The sequence below is a fragment of the Rhizobium sp. 01T417 genome (assembly GCF_056398905.1).
Genome location: NZ_JBFTQH010000010.1, coordinates 80,482 through 97,462, shown reverse-complemented (window position 1 = coordinate 97,462; position 16,981 = coordinate 80,482). Strand labels below are relative to the sequence as shown.

Genomic DNA, 16,981 nt, shown 5'->3' with positions numbered 1-16,981 from the left:
GAACGGTTCCGGCAGACTAACCGCTCGCAAAAGCCAACCGCAACAGGACTTTAGGCTGCGGCGATTGCGCTATGGTGCACCGTTGATTTCAACGATGTTGCGATCAGGATCGAGCAGGTAGGCCTGCGGAAAACCGGCCGGCCCGGTACGCCTCACACGCAGCCGCCGGGGATCTCCCTCGGGCGCATCCTCGCGAAAACCCTTTGCGATCAGTCCCCGGATACATCCCTCGAAGTCATCGGTATGGAAGGCGAAATGTCCGTCGGCGGTATCGATGGTCGCCACCCGCCGGAACGTCCCAACCGGATTGACGATGATGTGGACCTGCAGCGCTCCGCAGGCAAACCAGGCTCCGTCGGTACTGAAAGGAGGCCTCTCGATCCGCTCGAGACCGAAGATATCGCGATAGAAGGCAACCGATCGGTCGAGATCCGTCGTGACGATGGAAACGTGATGCAGCATCATTGAGGACACCCCGCAACGTTGCGGCTACGCTCCGACAAAGCCGCACGCGATGGCGAATGATGGCATGAATGACACCGGTCTTGCAACTTGAAGCCGAATGGGGACGGCACAAGAGCACCGTCCCCCAATCGGGAATTCCAGTTCCGTGGCGCTTAATGCGCGGCGTCTTCGGCACCCTCGGCCAGCAGGCCGAATACGAAATCGGCGAACGAACGCCAGCACTCGACACGGAACGTATCGTCCTCGGTGCGGAAGAGCACGATCTCGGCCTTGCCGAAAATCGTGCGCGAGCAGGCGCCGACCGGGAAGGCATCAAGCGACAGATCCTGCGGGCAACCCGCGGAGATCGTCGCCTCGGCCCCGGGACCGGAGACGATGATCGCGACGTTGCGGTGCGAGACATCAGTTGCCGAATGCAGCACGTCCGCCTTCGTGAGCGCGCCCATCAGGTCTGCACCGGACTCATCGATAACGAGCCATTCATCCGGCCCGAGCCAGAGGGCGGCACGGCCACCCTTGCGGCCGGAGGTCTTCGGCGAAGACGGAACCGTGACCCCAAGAGCGGAGGACAGAGCCTTGAGGGATCCGGCGGGCGCACGGAGCGCGATGCGGGTGGCGGCCGGCGCTGCCGTCAGCCGTACCGTCGCCGAGCCGCCATGACGACCTGAGAGCACCGACTTGCGAACTGCCGTATCAGCCATTGATGCGGCCTCCTTCCTTGTCAAAGAACACCATGTCAGTCACCTCGACGGCGATCGTCTTGTCGGGCATAGGCACATAAAGTGTCTCGCCCATCCGCTTGCGGCCATCGGCGACCAGCGCGAAGGCGATCGACCTGCCGAGATTTTCCGACCAGTAGGACGAGGTCACATGGCCAAGCATCGTCATCGGCTTCGGCTCGTTCGGATTGGCGACGATCTGCGCGCCTTCTTCCAGCACCAGCTTCGGATCCTTGGTGACGAGGCCGACCAACTGCTTGCGGCCTGCCTTCACCAGATCCGGGCGCTTCAGCCCACGAATGCCGACGAAGTCAGTCTTCTTCTTCGAGACCGCCCAGGAAAGACCAGCATCGTCAGGCGTGACGGTGCCATCCGTGTCCTGGCCGACGATGATGTAACCCTTCTCGGCGCGAAGAACGTGCATCGTCTCGGTGCCGTAGACGCAGGCGCCGAGCGGCTCTGCATTGGCCCACACGGCTTCCAGAACGGACTGGCCATAGTCGGCCGGCACGTTGATTTCGAAGCCGGTTTCACCGGTGAACGACACGCGGAACAGCCGCGCCGGCACGCCCATGACCGTGCACTCGGCAACGCTCATATGCGGGAAGGCCTCGTTGGAGATATCGATGCCTTCGACCAGCGGGGCGATGATCTCGCGCGCCTTCGGACCCTGTACAGCGATGACGGCCCACTGTTCCGTCACCGAGGTCAGCCACACCTTCAGATGCGGGAACTCTGTCTGCAGATAGTCTTCCATGTGGTGGAGAACGCGCGGCGCGCCGCCCGTCGTCGTCGTCACGTGGAAGCGATCGTCGGCCAGACGCCCGACAACGCCGTCGTCATAAACGAACCCGTCCTCGCGCGTCATGATGCCGTAGCGGCACTTGCCTGGCTTCAGCGTGTCCCAGGCGTTGGTGTACATGAGGTTCATGAAATCGGCGGCATCGGGGCCGACGATCTCGATCTTGCCGAGCGTCGAGGCATCGAACACACCGGCGACATCGCGCGCCGTCTTGCATTCGCGGGCGACCGCCTGGTGCATCGTCTCGCCGGCGCGCGGATAGAACCACGCACGCTTCCAGTTGCCGACATCCTCGAACACCGCGCCATGGGCCTCTTCCCACTGGTGCAGCGGCGTCTTGCGCGCCGGATCGAACAGATCGCCGCGCGAATGCGCGATCAGCGTGCCGTAGGTGACAGGCGTGTACGGCGCGCGGAAGGTGGTGAGACCGACCTGCGGGATTTCCTTGCCCAGCATCTCGGCGGCGATCGCCAGGCCGTGCATGTTGGAGAGCTTGCCCTGGTCGGAGGCCATGCCGTTCGTCGTGAAGCGCTTGATATGCTCGATCGAGTGCATCCCCTCGCGCACGGCAAGGCGAATGTCCTTGGCGCAGACGTCGTGCTGGAAATCGATGAACGCCTTGGCGCTGGTCTCGGGACCTGCGCCTTCAGCAGCGCCAATCATGCCGCCCGTCCACTGATGGGCTTGCTCAGCCGTGATGCTGATCTTGCCGCCGGAGGGCTTCCCAACTGCCTGCGCCATCAGCTCGCCGGCCGCCAGCGATTCCTCGATCGTCTGCTGCAGATCGTCCGTGCCGTTGCAGGCGCCGACAGAAAGGCAATCCTGCGCGTACGTGCCGGGCAGGAAGCGCTGCGTCTCGGGCTCGAACGCCACCTTGCCGCGCGACTGCGAGAACAGGTGCACCGAAGGCGTCCAACCGGCCGAGACCAGCAGCGCGTCGACCGCGATCTTGCGCGGCGAGCCGCCGCCATTGCGGGCAACGGTCATCGACGAGATGCGGAGCTTGCCTGACGTATTGACCACGGACTGACCGGTGAGAACATCGATGCCGAGCGAACGGGCTTCCGCCAGAACGGCCGCACCCGGCGTCTGCCTGCAATCGACGATCGCGGCGATCTCGACGCCTGATCGTTTCAGGTCGAAGGCGGCCTCATAGGCCGAGTCGTGCGCCGTATAAACGCCGACCTTCTGGCCGACGGCGACGCCATACTGGTTGAGATACATGCGCGCAGCCGATGCCAGCATGATGCCCGGACGATCGTTGTTCGGGAACACCATGTGGCGCTCGATCGCGCCGTTGGCGAGGATGACGCGCTTGGCGCGCAGCTGCCACAGACGCTCGCGCGGCAGGTGGCGGCCAGGGTTCGCGACATGGTCGGTCACGCGCTCGGCGAGACCGACGAAATTGTGGTTGTAGTAACCGAAAGCAGTGGTGCGGGTCAGAACCTGCACATTGTCCATTGCCTTCAGCGTGGCGACCGTCTTCTGCGCCCACTCATAACCGGAAAGGCCGTCGATCTTGACGCCGCTGTCGTAGCGCAGCGCGCCGCCGACATCCGCCTGCTCGTCGCAGAGGATCACCTTGGCACCGGATTGCGCCGCCGCCAGTGCCGCCGAAAGACCGGCGATCCCGGCACCGACGACGAGCACGTCGCAATGCGCATAACGGCCGGCATAGTGATCGGGATCGGCTTCCTTCGGCGCAACGCCGAGGCCCGCCGCACGACGGATCATCGGCTCGTAGAGGTGCTTCCAGGCCGCCTTCGGCCACATGAATGTCTTGTAGTAGAAGCCCGCCGCGAAAAACGGGGACATCAGATTGTTGATGCCACCGATATCGAAGGAGAGCGATGGGAAACGGTTCTGCGATTCGACGATCATACCGTCGAAGACTTCCTGCACGGTGGCACGCACGTTCGGCTGTTTGCGGGCGCTGTCGCGCGCAACGTCGATCAGCGCATTCGGCTCCTCGGCGCCGGCCGAAAGGATGCCCCGCGGACGGTGATACTTGAACGAGCGGCCGACCAGATGGATGTTGTTGGCGATCAGCGCCGAGGCGACGGTATCGCCTTCGAGCGCCGTGTAGCTCTTGCCATCGAAGGTGAAGCGCGCGGTTCTGGCCGGCGTCAGGCGACCCTTGCCTGCAATACGGTTCGTGCCGCTCATTGTGCCTCTCCTTCGAGCTGTTCGTAGGTCTCGACGGGAGCATGCGGAACGGCTGCTTCGCCGATCGTGGGCTTCGGCTCGCCTGCCTTGTAGGTCTTGATGAACTTGTCGCTGATGGTATCGCGCGCCGCATTGAAGAAACGGCCGCATCCGTGCTGGTGGCGCCAGCGCTCGAAGATCAGCCCCTTCGGGTTGTCGCGCAGGAAGAAATATTCCTCGAACGCCTCGTCGGAGATGTCGGCGATATTGGTGGGACGGGCGATATGGGCATCGCCGGCACCGCGGAATTCGAGCTCGGAACGCTCTTCCTGACAGTATGGGCAGTAGATAAGAAGCATGATGTCCTCGTGTCAGTGCGCGACGGCGGCGGCGGCGGCTTCGTCGATCAGACGGCCGGTGCGGAAGCGGTCCAGCGTCAGGCCGGCATTGAACTTGTGTTCCTCATCGCGGGCGATGAGGTGCGCGAAGAGATTGGCCGAGCCCGGCGTCGCCTTGAAGCCGCCGGTGCCCCAGCCGCAGTTGACGTAGAGACCCGGAACCGGCGTCTTCGACTGAATCGCCGAACGGTCCGGCGTGTTGTCGACGATGCCGCCCCACTGGCGCATCATCTTGACGCGGCGGAACATCGGGAAGAGCTCGCAGATGGCATCGAGCGTGTGCGTGATGATCTGCAGGCCGCCGGTCTGGCTGTAGGAATTGTACTGGTCGGTGCCGGCGCCGATGACGAGCTCACCCTTGTCGGACTGCGAGATATAGGCGTGCACGGTGTTGGACATGACCACGCAGGGGAAGATCGGCTTCAGCGGTTCGGACACCAGCGCCTGCAGCGGGCTCGATTGCAGCGGCACGCGCACATCGGCCATCTTCATGACCGTGGTCGTGTGACCTGCGGCCGAAACGCCGACCTTCTTGGCGCCGATGAAGCCACGTGATGTCTCGACACCGGTAACGCGACCATCAGGGCCGCGTCGGATGCCGGTGACTTCGCAGTTCTGGATGATGTGGACGCCGCGATCGGACGCCGCACGCGCGTAGCCCCAGGCCACAGCATCGTGACGCGCCGTGCCGCCGCGACGTTGGAGGGCGGCACCGTTGATCGGGTAGCGGGCGCTGGCTGAGATATCGAGCGGCGGACAATAAGCCTTCGCCTGCTCCGGCGTCAGCCATTCATTGTCGATGCCGTAGAGGCGGTTGGCATGAATGTGGCGCTTGAAAGACTGCTGGTCGTGCACATTGTGCGATAGCATCATCACGCCGCGCGGCGAGTACATAACATTGTAGTTGAGATCCTGCGAGAGGTTCTCCCAGAGCTTCATCGAATGCTCGTAGATGTGCATGCTCTCTTCATAGAGATAGTTCGAGCGGATGATGGTCGTATTGCGACCCGTGTTCCCGCCGCCGAGCCAGCCCTTTTCGAGCACCGCAACATTTGTGATGCCATGCTCCTTGGCGAGATAATAGGCCGCACCCAGACCATGCCCGCCGCCACCGATGATGATGACGTCGTATTCGGCGCGCGGTTCCGGTGAAGTCCACTGCTTCTCCCAGCCCTTGTGACCCCTCAGGGCCTCCCTCGCCACGGCAAAAACCGAGTATCTGCGCATCCGCCTTCATCTCCTTCAGGGGAAAGGTCCCTTCTCGTCGGCCATACAAATCGCAAATCCAAAAGCGGCACAACGTTTCTTTTGCGACGCGGACCGGCTTTTGTTTTGACACGACGGGAGAATGCAGCAGGAGACGTCGGGTCGTTCTCACCCCGACTTGAAAAACGTTGAGTCACTTTCCGACCCGCGCAAACCGACCCGTGCAAACAGTGGTCAACCCTCAATGCATTTTAGAACACTTGAATTTACAATTCCTGAGCGCATATTTTCAGTCAGCGCGAGACCGCCCTCGCGCACCAGAAAATCACGTCTTTCGCATGAGTCGAACCGGTGCAGCCTCGGGAATAATCTACAACACGCGCCACCACCCCAGGTTTGCATCAATTGGAACGGACCGCCTCAACAAGGAGGATTGTTGCGCCGGTCGTTGGGAGGGTTGCAATGACATTGCGTGCTATCAATTTCGCTGCCGGTCTATTTTTAACCGGAGCGTGCATTGCCGGGCCTGGTATGGCCGCCGACCCCATAACCGAGGCGGAAGCCGCGGCCATCGGGGTTGATGCCTACGTCTATCTTTATCCGCTAGTCACCATGGATGTGACCCGTGCGCAGGCGACAAATATCGAAGCGGGCAAGAAGATGGGCCGTGGACCGGCCAATGCGTTCACCAATGTACCGGAATTCCCAACTGCTGAATTTCGAGATGTCGTCCGACCGAACTTTGACACGCTCTATTCCGTTGCGTGGCTCGACATGACCAAGGAACCAGTCATCGTGTCGGCGCCTGATACCGACGGTCGCTACTTCCTGCTGCCGATGCTCGACATGTGGAGTGACGTATTCGCCTCGCCCGGATGGCGGACGACCGGAACCGCGAAGGCGGATTTCGCGATTGTGCCGCCTGGATGGAGCGGCAAGGACCTGCCGGCCGGCGTACAGCGCATTGACGCACCGACGCCCTTCGTCTGGGTCATTGGGCGCACGAAAACGGATGGGCCGGCCGACTATGACACGGTCCACAAGATCCAGGCAGGCTACAAGGTCACGCCGCTGTCGCAATGGGGGAAGGCGGCAGAACCGGTGAAGGTCACGATCGATCCCAAGATCGATATGACGACGCCTCCCAAGAAGACTGTCGACGGCATGACCGCGGCGGATTTCTTCGCCTATGCGTCCGAGGTCATGAAACATAATCCGCCTCACATCACCGACCAACCGATCATCGCGCTAATGAAACGGATCGGCATAGAGCCGGGAAAAAGCTTCGATAAGACCAAGATCGATCCAACCGTCGCCAAGGCATTGGAAGCGGTTCCCGCCAAAGCCCAGAAGCTGATGGACTGGAAAGTTCCGACGCTTGCCCGCGTCGCCAACAATTGGTCGATGAACACCGACACCATGGGCGTCTACGGCAATTACTACTTGAAGCGGGCGATCGTCGCGCAGCTCGGGCTGGGCGCAAACCTGCCAGAGGACGCGATCTATCCGCTCAACCTCGGCGACGAGAAGGGAAACCCGCTAAACGGAGCGAACAGCTACAAAATCCACTTCGACAAGGCGAACCTGCCACCGGTCAAAGCGTTCTGGTCCGTCACGCTCTACGATCCCGAGGGATTTCAAGTCGCCAACAGCCTGAACCGATTTGCCGTCAGCAGCTGGATGCCCTTCGCCTACAATGCGGACGGTTCTCTTGATCTCTACTTCCAGAACAAGAGCCCGGGCGAGGACAAGGAAGCGAACTGGCTACCGGCACCTGCCGGGCCGTTCAACCTGACAATGCGCCTCTACGGACCGGAGAGCGAAGCCTTGACAGGAAAGTGGAACCCGCCGGTCGTCGAACTGGTGCCCGCGCTCCAACAGGTGACAGCACAGTAGCGATTTCGCGCGTGCCTCGAGCGATCCACATGGGTATCCCCATTGGGTTGAGAGGGCCCTCGCGCGCTGGCGCGAGGCTGCTGGGAGGATCAAACCGACTTGGGCGCAGTCCGCCGCTTCTTGGCAGGGGCGGCGGCTGTTGGTGCTTCGGCTTCTTGCTGCAAGCGTAGCGCCCTGAGCTTCTCGGTCTTCTTTTCGCGAGCCGCGGCTTCTGCCGTGATGATTGCTTTCGCTGTCGTATCAGTGGCAGCCGCCTTGTCGCGCGGGGAGAGCTTGGCCGGATTGAAGAGTTCGTCTTTTGAAGTCATCTGGTCTCTCTATCTAGACGGAGCTCGCCTCATGGCAGCTCAGCGAGCCGGACGGACTGCCTTCTTCGGAGCCGGAAGGAGACCTTCGCGCTGCAGCTTCTTGCGCGCCAGCTTGCGCTGACGGCGAACCGCTTCCGCCTTTTCGCGAACACGCTTCTCGGACGGCTTTTCATAAGCGCTACGCGCCTTGAACTCGCGGAACAGACCTTCGCGCTGCATCTTCTTCTTCAGGACGCGGAGTGCCTGGTCGACATTGTTATCTCGAACGAGAACCTGCAAATTCTTTCCTTTCGTGCGGCAAATCTGTTTGCCGGTTGGTCAGAGTGGAAGCTACTTCCGTACCCTGATGCTTGAAGTTTTCAACCAGGATCCGCCCTGGATATCCGCGTCGGCGTCAACTCTCGGCGTAGGGGATACCGACTGGTTCATGTCGATATCGCTCTCAAGAATCCGCCGATCGAAGTTTTCCGTCTCGAACCGGACCCGATACTGCGGGCGACTCCCGTCTGACGGTAGAACTACCGCGATCTTGCAGGTCCTGCGCGCCTCTTCGGTGCGAACGAGACCGTCTTTCAGAACGATAGTGTCGCCGACAGCGTATCTTGGCATTCGTGCCATTTGGTTCCACCGAACTGTCTTGAGCGTCAAAAACATAAAAGGCCGGGTTTGACCCCGACCTCCGCCATCAGGCTCTCAGCTGCCAGTACATCCGTGGTCAGCCGGGCCGAATGAGAATTAGGCTGCGCGCAGGTTGTCGGCAGAATTCTTGCCAGACTTCTTGTCGCGAACGAGATCATAGGTGATCTTCTGTCCATCGGACAGGCTTCCCAAGCCAGCGCGCTCAACAGCGGAAATGTGGACGAAAACGTCCGTGCTGCCGTCATCCGGCTGAATGAAGCCGAAGCCCTTGGTGCTGTTGAACCACTTAACGGTACCTGAATTCATAACGATCTCCTTTCATAGTCGTTACTGCCATGCGTTCATTCACAAGGCTAAGATCGATTTTGAGAGGAAATCTGACGGAGCTTGACGCTCTTTCACAAAGGTCACAACCAATAGTCGATTAGCTACATATAGCGCAAACTACGAAATAAACAAGGCAAGGAAGCGTGCTATCGGGGTTTTGGGCAGTTCGCGCAACGCGGATCGACAGCACTCCGAAACACCCAGCTACGCTGAATGGCCCCATTGCGCTCCCATAAAAGCGCCTTCCCTGGGATAAGAAACCGTTTTTTGCGGCAAGAACCGCCGGAACATATGGACTTCGCCCCACCGTTCTGCTATCCGCATCCTCAATCGCAAGGCTGCTGCCGCGCGAACTGTATATTTTTTGCCTCTGGCGCCGTGCTGACGCCGGCATCAACCAAACCAAAGGAACGTGATTCTCGTGCAGGTACTTGTCCGCGATAACAATGTCGATCAGGCTCTCCGCGCTCTCAAGAAGAAGATGCAGCGCGAAGGTATTTTCCGCGAAATGAAGATGCGCGACTACTACGAAAAGCCGTCGCAGAAGCGCGCTCGCGAAAAGGCCGAAGCCGTTCGCCGTGTTCGCAAGCTGGCTCGCAAGCGGGCACAGCGCGAAGGTCTCGTCGCACGCTAAGCGTAGCTGTCGTTATTTCGACGTTTTCAGATGCATGTTGGCGGGGGCGAACTATTCGCCACCGCCTTTTTATTGCTGCTGAAGCTTGCCCGTCCTTGAAGCGGACCGGCTGCACTGGGGGAAAACGAGCCCGCATGGCTGACATCACCAAGACCCGCTCTCTGCGTTCGCCGAAAATCGCCGTTCTACCGGTTTTCGCAATCGTCACCGCGCTAGGCCTTGCCGGCTGCACGACAGGCAGCACCTCGGATGCCGTCATCCGCATCGACAAGGCGCAGGGTTCGCAGGAAAACATCGCCTCGCTGACCTCAGTCATCAATGCCAATCCTCAGGATCCGGAAGGCTACAACGTCCGGGGCTCGGCCTACGGTCGCGGCGGCGACTTCCGCGCGGCGCTGAACGACTTCAACAAGGCCCTGCAGATCAACCCACGCTTCTATCAGGCCTACGCCAACCGCGCGCTGGTCTACCGCAACATGGGTCAGCAGCAGCAGGCGATCCAGGACTACAACAGCGCCCTGCAGATCAACCCGAACTACGACGTGGCGCTGATCGGCCGTGGCAATGTCTACCGCTCCGCCGGCCAGGACGATGCCGCCTACAACGACTTCAACAAGGCGATCCAGAACGGCACGACCGACGGCCGCGCCTATCACAATCGCGGTCTGATCTATCAGAAGCGCAATCAGCAGGATAAGGCGATCGACGACTTCTCGAAGGCGATCTCGCTCTCGCCGAATGCGCCTGAACCCTATAACGGCCGCGGCATTTCCTACATCGCGCTGAACGACGACGACAACGCATTTGCCGACTTCAATCACGCGATTGAGCTCAACGGCAACGTCGCCGAATCCTGGGCCAACCAGGCGCTGGTCTACGAGCGTCGTGGCGAAAAGGACAAGGCCGCCCGCTCCTACCGCCATGCAATCGGGCTCGACCCGAAGTACCAGCCGGCGAAGGACGGTCTTGCCCGCGTCGGCGCGGCCACCGGCTAAGGCACTACAGGCGACCTGCCAAACGGGCCGACGGTAACATCATCGCCGCTCAGCGGCACCTGGTGCCGGCAGCACGCGGCTCGGCGTGGATCTTTCGCCGCCCCGGCCCTTTCCTCCCCCCTCATCGCGATCGGGCCCGAACGGCCTTGCGGTGCCTGGCGCGCTCCCGAGTGAGCTTGGCGCCGTTTGTCAACCACTCGCCTCTTACGAGATTTTTATGAGCGATGCGGCCTCCGTTTTTCGTTCCCTTCCGCCTCGGAAGCTTCGATTGACGCCACGGTTGAACAAAAATTTGCGAATTGCCGGACGACATGTTTTAGTGTGTTGCAAGCACCATTACCTGTCCCTAACATTGCCGTGGGTTTCGATAGCAGGCTATCAGGAGAGCCGGGGGCGCGTTGAAGGCAATTGCGGTGGTCCAGATTTTTGCTTTCATGCCTGTAAACGGTTGGCGAACCGGTGATTTCGGCTGCATAAGTCAGCGGGGTACCGGCTCATGAAAGGCCGTTTCCGCTTCTTTCCGAAGGCATCGATCGGGACCTACCTGATCGCGATGGCACTTGCGACGGCCTTGCCGATTTTCGCACTGGTGGCACTTCTGCTCGCGCAGCTGGAAGACAACCAGCGCTCAACTCTGAGGCGTGAAACGGCCCAGGATGCGACCGCTCTCGCCCGCTCCATCGATCGCCAGCTTCAGGACATGGCCACAACTTTAAGGTTGCTATCGAACTCGCCGGAACTGGAGAATAACGACTTCGCCTCCTTCCACGCTCGCACCGAGACGTCCCTGCGTACAGACAATCTCTACGTCATCGCAGTTGATGAAACAGGGCAACAGCTCTTGAACACCCGTCGGGACTATGGCGAACCGCTGGGCAAGGCCGGCAATCTCCCGTCCGTCGAGGCCGCGATCAAATCCGGCCGAATCGAAGCGTCCGATGTGTTCATGGGACGAACTAGCGGCGAGTTCGTCTACAACGTCACCATGCCGATGCAGGCCGGCAAGGTCAGGGCGCTGATCATAACACAGAACGCCGGGGACCTTGCGAAGCTGGTCACCACCGAAGGCCTGCCGAACGATTGGTCTGCGGCGGTCATTGATCAGAGTGGGCATGTGGTGGCTTCCGCCGGCGCCACGAATATTGGCTTCGGCCAACCTTTCAATCCAGACATCCTGCCTTCCCTGGTCAATTTCAGCGGCGTCTACGAGAACAAGCAGGTATTGCCGAACGCGATGCTCGGCTATGCGCAGATTCCGGGTTGGTCCTGGAAGACCGTGATATGGGGCCCCGTCGCCACGGCGCAGTCTTCTATCCTGACGACATGGCGCTTTCTGATCATCGGCGGCCTGGCGCTGATGCTTGTCGCGATCCTGGCCGCCTATATCGTTGCGCGTCAGGTGCGCACGACGATCCGCTCAATCGCCGACATGGCCATTCGGATGGGCGAAGGCCACATCGTGGCCCCCATCGAGACCAGCGTCATCGAAGCGAACCAAGTTGCGGTCGCGCTCTCCAACGCTTCTTTCGACCGGAGTCAGACGGAAGACCGCCTGCACTTCGTGATGAACGAACTCGTGCACCGCACCAAGAACCTGCTGACCCTGGTGCAGGCGATGATGCGCCAAGTCGCCAAGCGCGCGGACAGCGTGGAGGCATACCAGGCAGCGGTTGTCGATCGCCTCGAAGGCCTGTCCCGGTCGATCGACCTGCTCACCAGCGAGCAATGGGCCGGCGCATCGCTGCGCCGCGTGATCGACATCCACTTCAAGGGCTTTCCGCAGGCTGCCGAGCAGACCGAGATATCTGGCAAGGATTTTGTCCTCAAACCCGACGTGGTGCAAAATCTCGGTCTCGTCCTGCATGAACTTGCCACGAACTCGGTAAAGTACGGTGCCCTTTCCGTGCCGCATGGCCGCGTTCGGCTGAGCTGGCGGGATGCCCAGAACGAAGAGCGCAACGAACCTCTTGTTGTCTTCACGTGGGAGGAGCGTGACGGTCCGGTAGCGCGCGCTCCCGAGAATTCCGGCTTTGGGACGACCATCATCAAGAATCACGCCGCCGCCGCTTTTGGTGGGACCGTGGAAATCGACTTCCCGCCAGAAGGCTTTTACTGGGCGTTGACGGCTCCTCGTCGCAACCTCGAGCGTGCATAACGCACGGAACAATTAACACTGGACCTTCGTTTCCGACAGGCTACTCGAAAGGAGAAGTCCATGTTCAGGGAAACGATGATTGCCGCGGCGGCTGCCGCAGTAGCCGCCATCGCAAACCCGGCAAGTGCCGCAAACTACATCACCCTCGGCCAGCTCGTCTGCGGATCGCAGGGTGGTCAGGGACTGATCGTCACCTCGCAGAAGAACCTGCTCTGCACCTTTACGCCGGCGGAGGGTGGCCCGAAGGTCGTCTATGCCGGAACGATCCAGAAATTCGGATTGGATGTCGGCCAGACCGGCAAGACTGTGATGATCTGGCAGGTTCTGGCCAAGACCGGAACCGACATTCCCGATTACGCGCTGGCCGGTGAGTATTACGGCGTAGGGGTCGATGCAAGCTTCGGCGCCGGCGCTGGTGCCAAGGTCATTGCCGGCGGCACCAACCAATCCTTCATGCTCCAGCCGTTGAACGTTCAGGCTCAGGAAGGCCTGAATCTCGCGCTCGGCGTGGAGAAACTGACGCTGGCGCCGGCCGCCACCTGATCTCAGGTCGCGCCGAAGAGGAGAGAGGCACCCGCCTCTCTCCTTTCCGTGTCAAGCGGAACGATGCGTCAGCGCAAGAGCGCCGCCGAACAACATCATCATCGAGCCGCTGATCCGATTGACAAGGCGAACCGCCCAGGCATTGCGCATGACGCCACGCAGTCGCGAGCCGACGAAGGCATAAATGCTGATCGCCCCGACCTCCAAGACCAGGAAGATTGCTCCGAGCGTGAAGAAACTCTGCCAGTAGGCATTGCGTTCGACGAACTGCGGCAAGAAAGCCGTGAAGATCAGGATCGCCTTGGGGTTGCTCGACGCAACAAGAAACTCCTGCCGCACATACGCCCTGAACGTTGAAGGGTGATGGGCAGCCGCCAGTTCCGACACATCCACCTTCGCGCGGAACAGCTTGAAACCAATCCAGAGCAGATAAGCGACACCCAGCCACTTCACGATCGAGAAGGCCACGCCTGAAGCCATCAGGAGGGCGCCGAGACCGAAGGCCGTGATGGCGATCATGATCGCAAAGGCGACGATGCGCCCGGCGGAGGCTGCAATTGCCATGCCCATTCCTGCGCGCGCACCGATCGTCACCGAGAGCAGGTTGTTCGGACCAAACGCCATGTTCAGCGCAAAACAGGCGGGAACGTAGAGGAGCAGCGTTTCGAGGGACATGACATCACCGTGCAAAACAATGGGCGCGGTCCAAGTCCGCGCCCTTGTAGTTTAATCGAGATCAAGCATGCTGGCGACGCTTCAGTGGCCGATCGCCTTGTTGATTTCTTCGGTGACCTTCTTGGCATCTCCGAGCAGCATCATCGTACCGTCCTTGTAGAACAGCGTATTGTCGATACCGGCGTAACCGGAGCCGAGCGAGCGCTTGACGAAGAGGCAGGTCTTGGCCTTGTCGACATCGAGGATCGGCATCCCGTAGATCGGCGAGGTCTTGTCATCGCGCGCCGCCGGATTGGTGACGTCGTTGGCGCCGATGACATAGGCGACGTCAGCCTGCGCGAACTCCGAGTTGATGTCCTCAAGCTCGAAGACCTCGTCATAGGGCACGTTCGCTTCAGCAAGCAGCACGTTCATGTGACCCGGCATACGGCCCGCGACCGGATGGATCGCGTATTTCACCTCGACGCCGTTCTTCTTGAGATTGTCGGCCATTTCGCGCAGCGCATGCTGCGCCTGCGCCACCGCCATGCCGTAACCCGGCACGATGATGACCTTCGAGGCATTTGCCATCAGGTAGGCGGCATCCTCGGCCGAACCGAGCTTGACCGTCTTGTCGGAATTATCCGCGCCGCCCGCGACCGTCTCGCCGCCGAAGCCGCCGAGGATGACGGAAACGAAGGAGCGGTTCATGCCCTTGCACATGATGTAGGAGAGGATCGCACCGGACGAACCGACCAGCGCGCCGGTGATGATCAGCGCCAGATTGCCAAGCGTGAAGCCGATGCCGGCGGCCGCCCATCCCGAATAGGAATTGAGCATCGACACGACGACAGGCATGTCGGCGCCGCCGATGGGCACGATCAGCAGTACGCCGAGTGCCAGTGACAGCGCGACGACCGCCCAGAAATCGAAATGGCTTTCCGTTGCGGCGAGGCCGATGATGAAGAGCACGATCAACACCAGCAGGGCGATGTTGATCAGGTGACGGAAGGGCAGCAGGATCGGCTTGCCGGACATGCGCCCGTCGAGCTTCAGGAAAGCGATGATCGAGCCGGTGAAGGTCAGCGCGCCGATCGCAACGCCGAGCGCCATTTCGATCCGCGCCTCGGTGTGAATGCCGCCGATATTGCCGATGCCGAAGGATGACGGCGTATAGAGCGCCGAGGCCGCCACAAGCACGGCGGCAAGGCCGACCAGCGAGTGGAACCCTGCAACCAGCTGCGGCATCGAGGTCATCGGGATCACGCGGGCGATATAGGCGCCCGCGCCGCCACCGATGGCGAGACCTAAGACGATCAGCACCAGCCCGCCGAACGAGGGTGTCGCCAGCGTCAACGTGGTGAGGATCGCGATCCCCATGCCGGTCATGCCGTAAAGATTGCCCTTGCGGCTGGTGGCCGGATGGGAAAGACCGCGCAATGCCAGGATGAAAAGCACGCCGGAAACAAGATAGAGAAAGGCTGCGATACTGTTCATGCGGTCCTCACTTGTCCTTCTTCTTGTACATCGCCAGCATGCGCTGGGTGACAAGGAAGCCGCCAAAGATGTTCACGGAGACGAGGACCAGGGCGATGAAGCCAAAGCCGGTCGCAAGCCCGCTGGTCGAAATGCCGACCGCCAAAAGCGCACCGACAACGATTACTGACGAGATCGCATTGGTCACCGCCATCAGCGGCGTATGCAGCGCCGGCGTCACCGACCAGACGACGTAATAGCCGACGAAGATCGCCAGCACAAAGATCGCGAACTGAAACACGAAGGGATCGATCGCACCGCCGGTTGCAGCACTTGCCGCCTCTGGAGCATGGGCGGCCGCGGCCGCCACGGCATTCACGGCCTGGTTCAACTGCTCCAGCGCCTTGTCCATTGCTTCACTGGCCATCAGTTATCCCCCTTCTTTGCGCCGAACGCCGGGTGCACGACATTGCCTGCATGTGTCAGCATCGTCGCCTTGATCAGTTCGTCCTCGAGATTGAGCGTGACCGACTTCGTTTCCTTGTTGACCATGGTCTCAAGGAAGGTGACGAGGTTCTTGGCGTAGAGCTGGGAGGCGCTGGCAGCGATCCTGCCGGCCATATTCGAAAAGCCGATGACGCGCACGCCGTCGACGTCGGCGACCTTGTTCGGCTTGACGCCTTCGATATTGCCGCCGCGCTCGACGGCAAGGTCGACCGCAACCGCACCCGGCTTCATCGATTTCAGCATCTCACGCGAGACCAGCTTCGGAGCCGGACGCCCCGGGATCAGGGCCGTGGTGATGACGATGTCCTGCTTGGCGATATGATCGGCCACAAGGGCGGCCTGCTTCGCCTGGTATTCCTTGGACATTTCCTTGGCATAGCCGCCGGCCGTTTCGGCCGCCTTGAACTCTTCGTCTTCGACGGCGATGAACTTGGCGCCCAGAGAGGCAACCTGCTCCTTGGCCGCGGGGCGAACGTCGGTCGCCGACACCGCGGCGCCGAGACGGCGCGCCGTGGCGATAGCCTGCAAGCCGGCAACACCAGCGCCCATGACAAAGACCTTGGCCGCGGGAACGGTGCCGGCCGCCGTCATCATCATCGGCATGGCACGGTCATAAACCGCAGCCGCTTCGATGACCGCCTGATAGCCTGCGAGGTTTGCCTGCGAGGAAAGAACGTCCATGGACTGCGCTCGGGTGATGCGCGGCATCAACTCCATAGCGAAACTGGAGAGCCCGGCCTTGGCCATGGCGGCGATCGCTTCGTCATTGCCGTAGGGATCCATGACCGCGATGACGACCGCGCCCCCCTTGTAGCCGCCGATCTCCTCGTCCGTCGGACGACGGACCTTCAATACCACATCCGCGGTCGCCGCCGCACCGATCGAGCCAATCCGCGCGCCGACCGCTTCGAATTCCGCATCCGGAACTTTCGACTTGGTGCCCGCTCCGGACTCGACGACGACGTCGAGACCGAGCCCAATCATCTTCTTTACGGTCTCGACGGACGCAGCGACGCGCGTCTCATCCCCCGTGGTTTCCTTCGCCACAAAAACAATATTGCCCAACCGCCCCTCCTCCGGGTCAGCCAGCCTGCCGCAGGTCCCCCTGCTCA

At 61.1% G+C, this 16,981-nt stretch carries 17 protein-coding genes; 5 read left to right on the top strand and 12 right to left on the bottom strand.

Features of this window, described 5'->3' with window-relative positions; all coding sequences use genetic code 11:
* Positions 1-69 precede the first annotated feature (69 nt).
* The 5 genes from AC1DPR_RS12985 to AC1DPR_RS12965 all read right to left on the bottom strand — a co-directional run bounded on the left by AC1DPR_RS12985 (position 70) and on the right by AC1DPR_RS12965 (position 5,756).
* Positions 70-465 carry a VOC family protein gene (locus tag AC1DPR_RS12985; RefSeq protein WP_018856594.1) on the bottom strand — a complete coding sequence of 132 codons (396 nt, stop codon included), beginning with the start codon at positions 463-465 and terminating at the stop codon, positions 70-72.
* 152 nt (positions 466-617) lie between these two features.
* Complete coding sequence (locus tag AC1DPR_RS12980; protein ID WP_018856593.1) at positions 618-1,166, bottom strand: sarcosine oxidase subunit gamma; 549 nt, start codon at positions 1,164-1,166, stop codon at positions 618-620.
* Positions 1,159-4,152 (bottom strand): sarcosine oxidase subunit alpha, encoded by a 2,994-nt coding sequence (locus tag AC1DPR_RS12975; RefSeq protein WP_018856592.1) that lies wholly within the window; start codon positions 4,150-4,152, stop codon positions 1,159-1,161. The genes AC1DPR_RS12980 and AC1DPR_RS12975 overlap by 8 nt, the downstream gene beginning before the upstream one ends.
* Entirely contained in the window at positions 4,149-4,490 is a 342-nt protein-coding gene (locus AC1DPR_RS12970; RefSeq protein ID WP_018856591.1) for a sarcosine oxidase subunit delta, read from the bottom strand. The genes AC1DPR_RS12975 and AC1DPR_RS12970 overlap by 4 nt, the downstream gene beginning before the upstream one ends.
* 12 nt (positions 4,491-4,502) lie before the next feature.
* Positions 4,503-5,756, bottom strand: coding sequence for a sarcosine oxidase subunit beta family protein (locus tag AC1DPR_RS12965; protein WP_018856590.1), 1,254 nt, complete (start codon positions 5,754-5,756; stop codon positions 4,503-4,505).
* A 441-nt stretch (positions 5,757-6,197) separates the two neighbouring features.
* On the opposite strand from AC1DPR_RS12965, the gene AC1DPR_RS12960 reads away from it, so the two are divergent.
* The gene (locus AC1DPR_RS12960; protein ID WP_409564060.1) at positions 6,198-7,631 is read left to right on the top strand and encodes a DUF1254 domain-containing protein; all 1,434 of its coding nucleotides are present in this window, start codon (positions 6,198-6,200) and stop codon (positions 7,629-7,631) included.
* 89 nt (positions 7,632-7,720) lie between these two features.
* On the opposite strand, the gene AC1DPR_RS12955 is transcribed toward AC1DPR_RS12960, so the two are convergent.
* The 3 genes from AC1DPR_RS12955 to AC1DPR_RS12945 all read right to left on the bottom strand — a co-directional run bounded on the left by AC1DPR_RS12955 (position 7,721) and on the right by AC1DPR_RS12945 (position 8,884).
* A complete protein-coding gene (locus AC1DPR_RS12955) occupies positions 7,721-7,939 on the bottom strand; it encodes a hypothetical protein (protein WP_018856588.1) in 219 nt (72 codons plus the stop codon).
* A gap of 39 nt (positions 7,940-7,978) precedes the next feature.
* Positions 7,979-8,218, bottom strand: coding sequence for a 30S ribosomal protein S21 (rpsU, locus tag AC1DPR_RS12950; RefSeq protein WP_007527643.1), 240 nt, complete (start codon positions 8,216-8,218; stop codon positions 7,979-7,981).
* Positions 8,219-8,674: 456 nt separating this feature from the next.
* Positions 8,675-8,884, bottom strand: a complete 210-nt coding sequence (locus tag AC1DPR_RS12945) for a cold-shock protein (protein ID WP_018856586.1) — start codon at positions 8,882-8,884, stop codon at positions 8,675-8,677.
* A gap of 442 nt (positions 8,885-9,326) precedes the next feature.
* Here AC1DPR_RS12945 and rpsU (AC1DPR_RS12940) point away from each other — a divergent pair, with 442 nt between their 5' ends.
* The 4 genes from rpsU (AC1DPR_RS12940) to AC1DPR_RS12925 all read left to right on the top strand — a co-directional run bounded on the left by rpsU (AC1DPR_RS12940) (position 9,327) and on the right by AC1DPR_RS12925 (position 13,232).
* Complete coding sequence (rpsU, locus tag AC1DPR_RS12940; protein WP_003585885.1) at positions 9,327-9,539, top strand: 30S ribosomal protein S21; 213 nt, start codon at positions 9,327-9,329, stop codon at positions 9,537-9,539.
* 134 nt (positions 9,540-9,673) lie between these two features.
* A complete protein-coding gene (locus tag AC1DPR_RS12935) occupies positions 9,674-10,534 on the top strand; it encodes a tetratricopeptide repeat protein (RefSeq protein WP_018856585.1) in 861 nt (286 codons plus the stop codon).
* Positions 10,535-11,030: 496 nt separating this feature from the next.
* Positions 11,031-12,689 carry a sensor histidine kinase gene (locus tag AC1DPR_RS12930; RefSeq protein ID WP_018856584.1) on the top strand — a complete coding sequence of 553 codons (1,659 nt, stop codon included), beginning with the start codon at positions 11,031-11,033 and terminating at the stop codon, positions 12,687-12,689.
* 60 nt (positions 12,690-12,749) lie between these two features.
* The gene (locus tag AC1DPR_RS12925; protein ID WP_018856583.1) at positions 12,750-13,232 is read left to right on the top strand and encodes a DUF992 domain-containing protein; all 483 of its coding nucleotides are present in this window, start codon (positions 12,750-12,752) and stop codon (positions 13,230-13,232) included.
* Between the two features lie 51 nt (positions 13,233-13,283).
* Here AC1DPR_RS12925 and AC1DPR_RS12920 read toward each other — a convergent pair whose 3' ends face one another.
* From AC1DPR_RS12920 to AC1DPR_RS12905, 4 genes are all read right to left on the bottom strand, one after another.
* Complete coding sequence (locus AC1DPR_RS12920; RefSeq protein WP_018856582.1) at positions 13,284-13,907, bottom strand: LysE family translocator; 624 nt, start codon at positions 13,905-13,907, stop codon at positions 13,284-13,286.
* An 81-nt stretch (positions 13,908-13,988) separates the two neighbouring features.
* The gene (locus tag AC1DPR_RS12915) at positions 13,989-15,383 is read right to left on the bottom strand and encodes an NAD(P)(+) transhydrogenase (Re/Si-specific) subunit beta (RefSeq protein ID WP_018856581.1); all 1,395 of its coding nucleotides are present in this window, start codon (positions 15,381-15,383) and stop codon (positions 13,989-13,991) included.
* 7 nt (positions 15,384-15,390) lie between these two features.
* A complete protein-coding gene (locus AC1DPR_RS12910) occupies positions 15,391-15,789 on the bottom strand; it encodes a proton-translocating transhydrogenase family protein (protein ID WP_018856580.1) in 399 nt (132 codons plus the stop codon).
* Complete coding sequence (locus AC1DPR_RS12905; protein ID WP_018856579.1) at positions 15,789-16,934, bottom strand: Re/Si-specific NAD(P)(+) transhydrogenase subunit alpha; 1,146 nt, start codon at positions 16,932-16,934, stop codon at positions 15,789-15,791. The genes AC1DPR_RS12910 and AC1DPR_RS12905 overlap by 1 nt, the downstream gene beginning before the upstream one ends.
* Positions 16,935-16,981 lie beyond the last annotated feature (47 nt).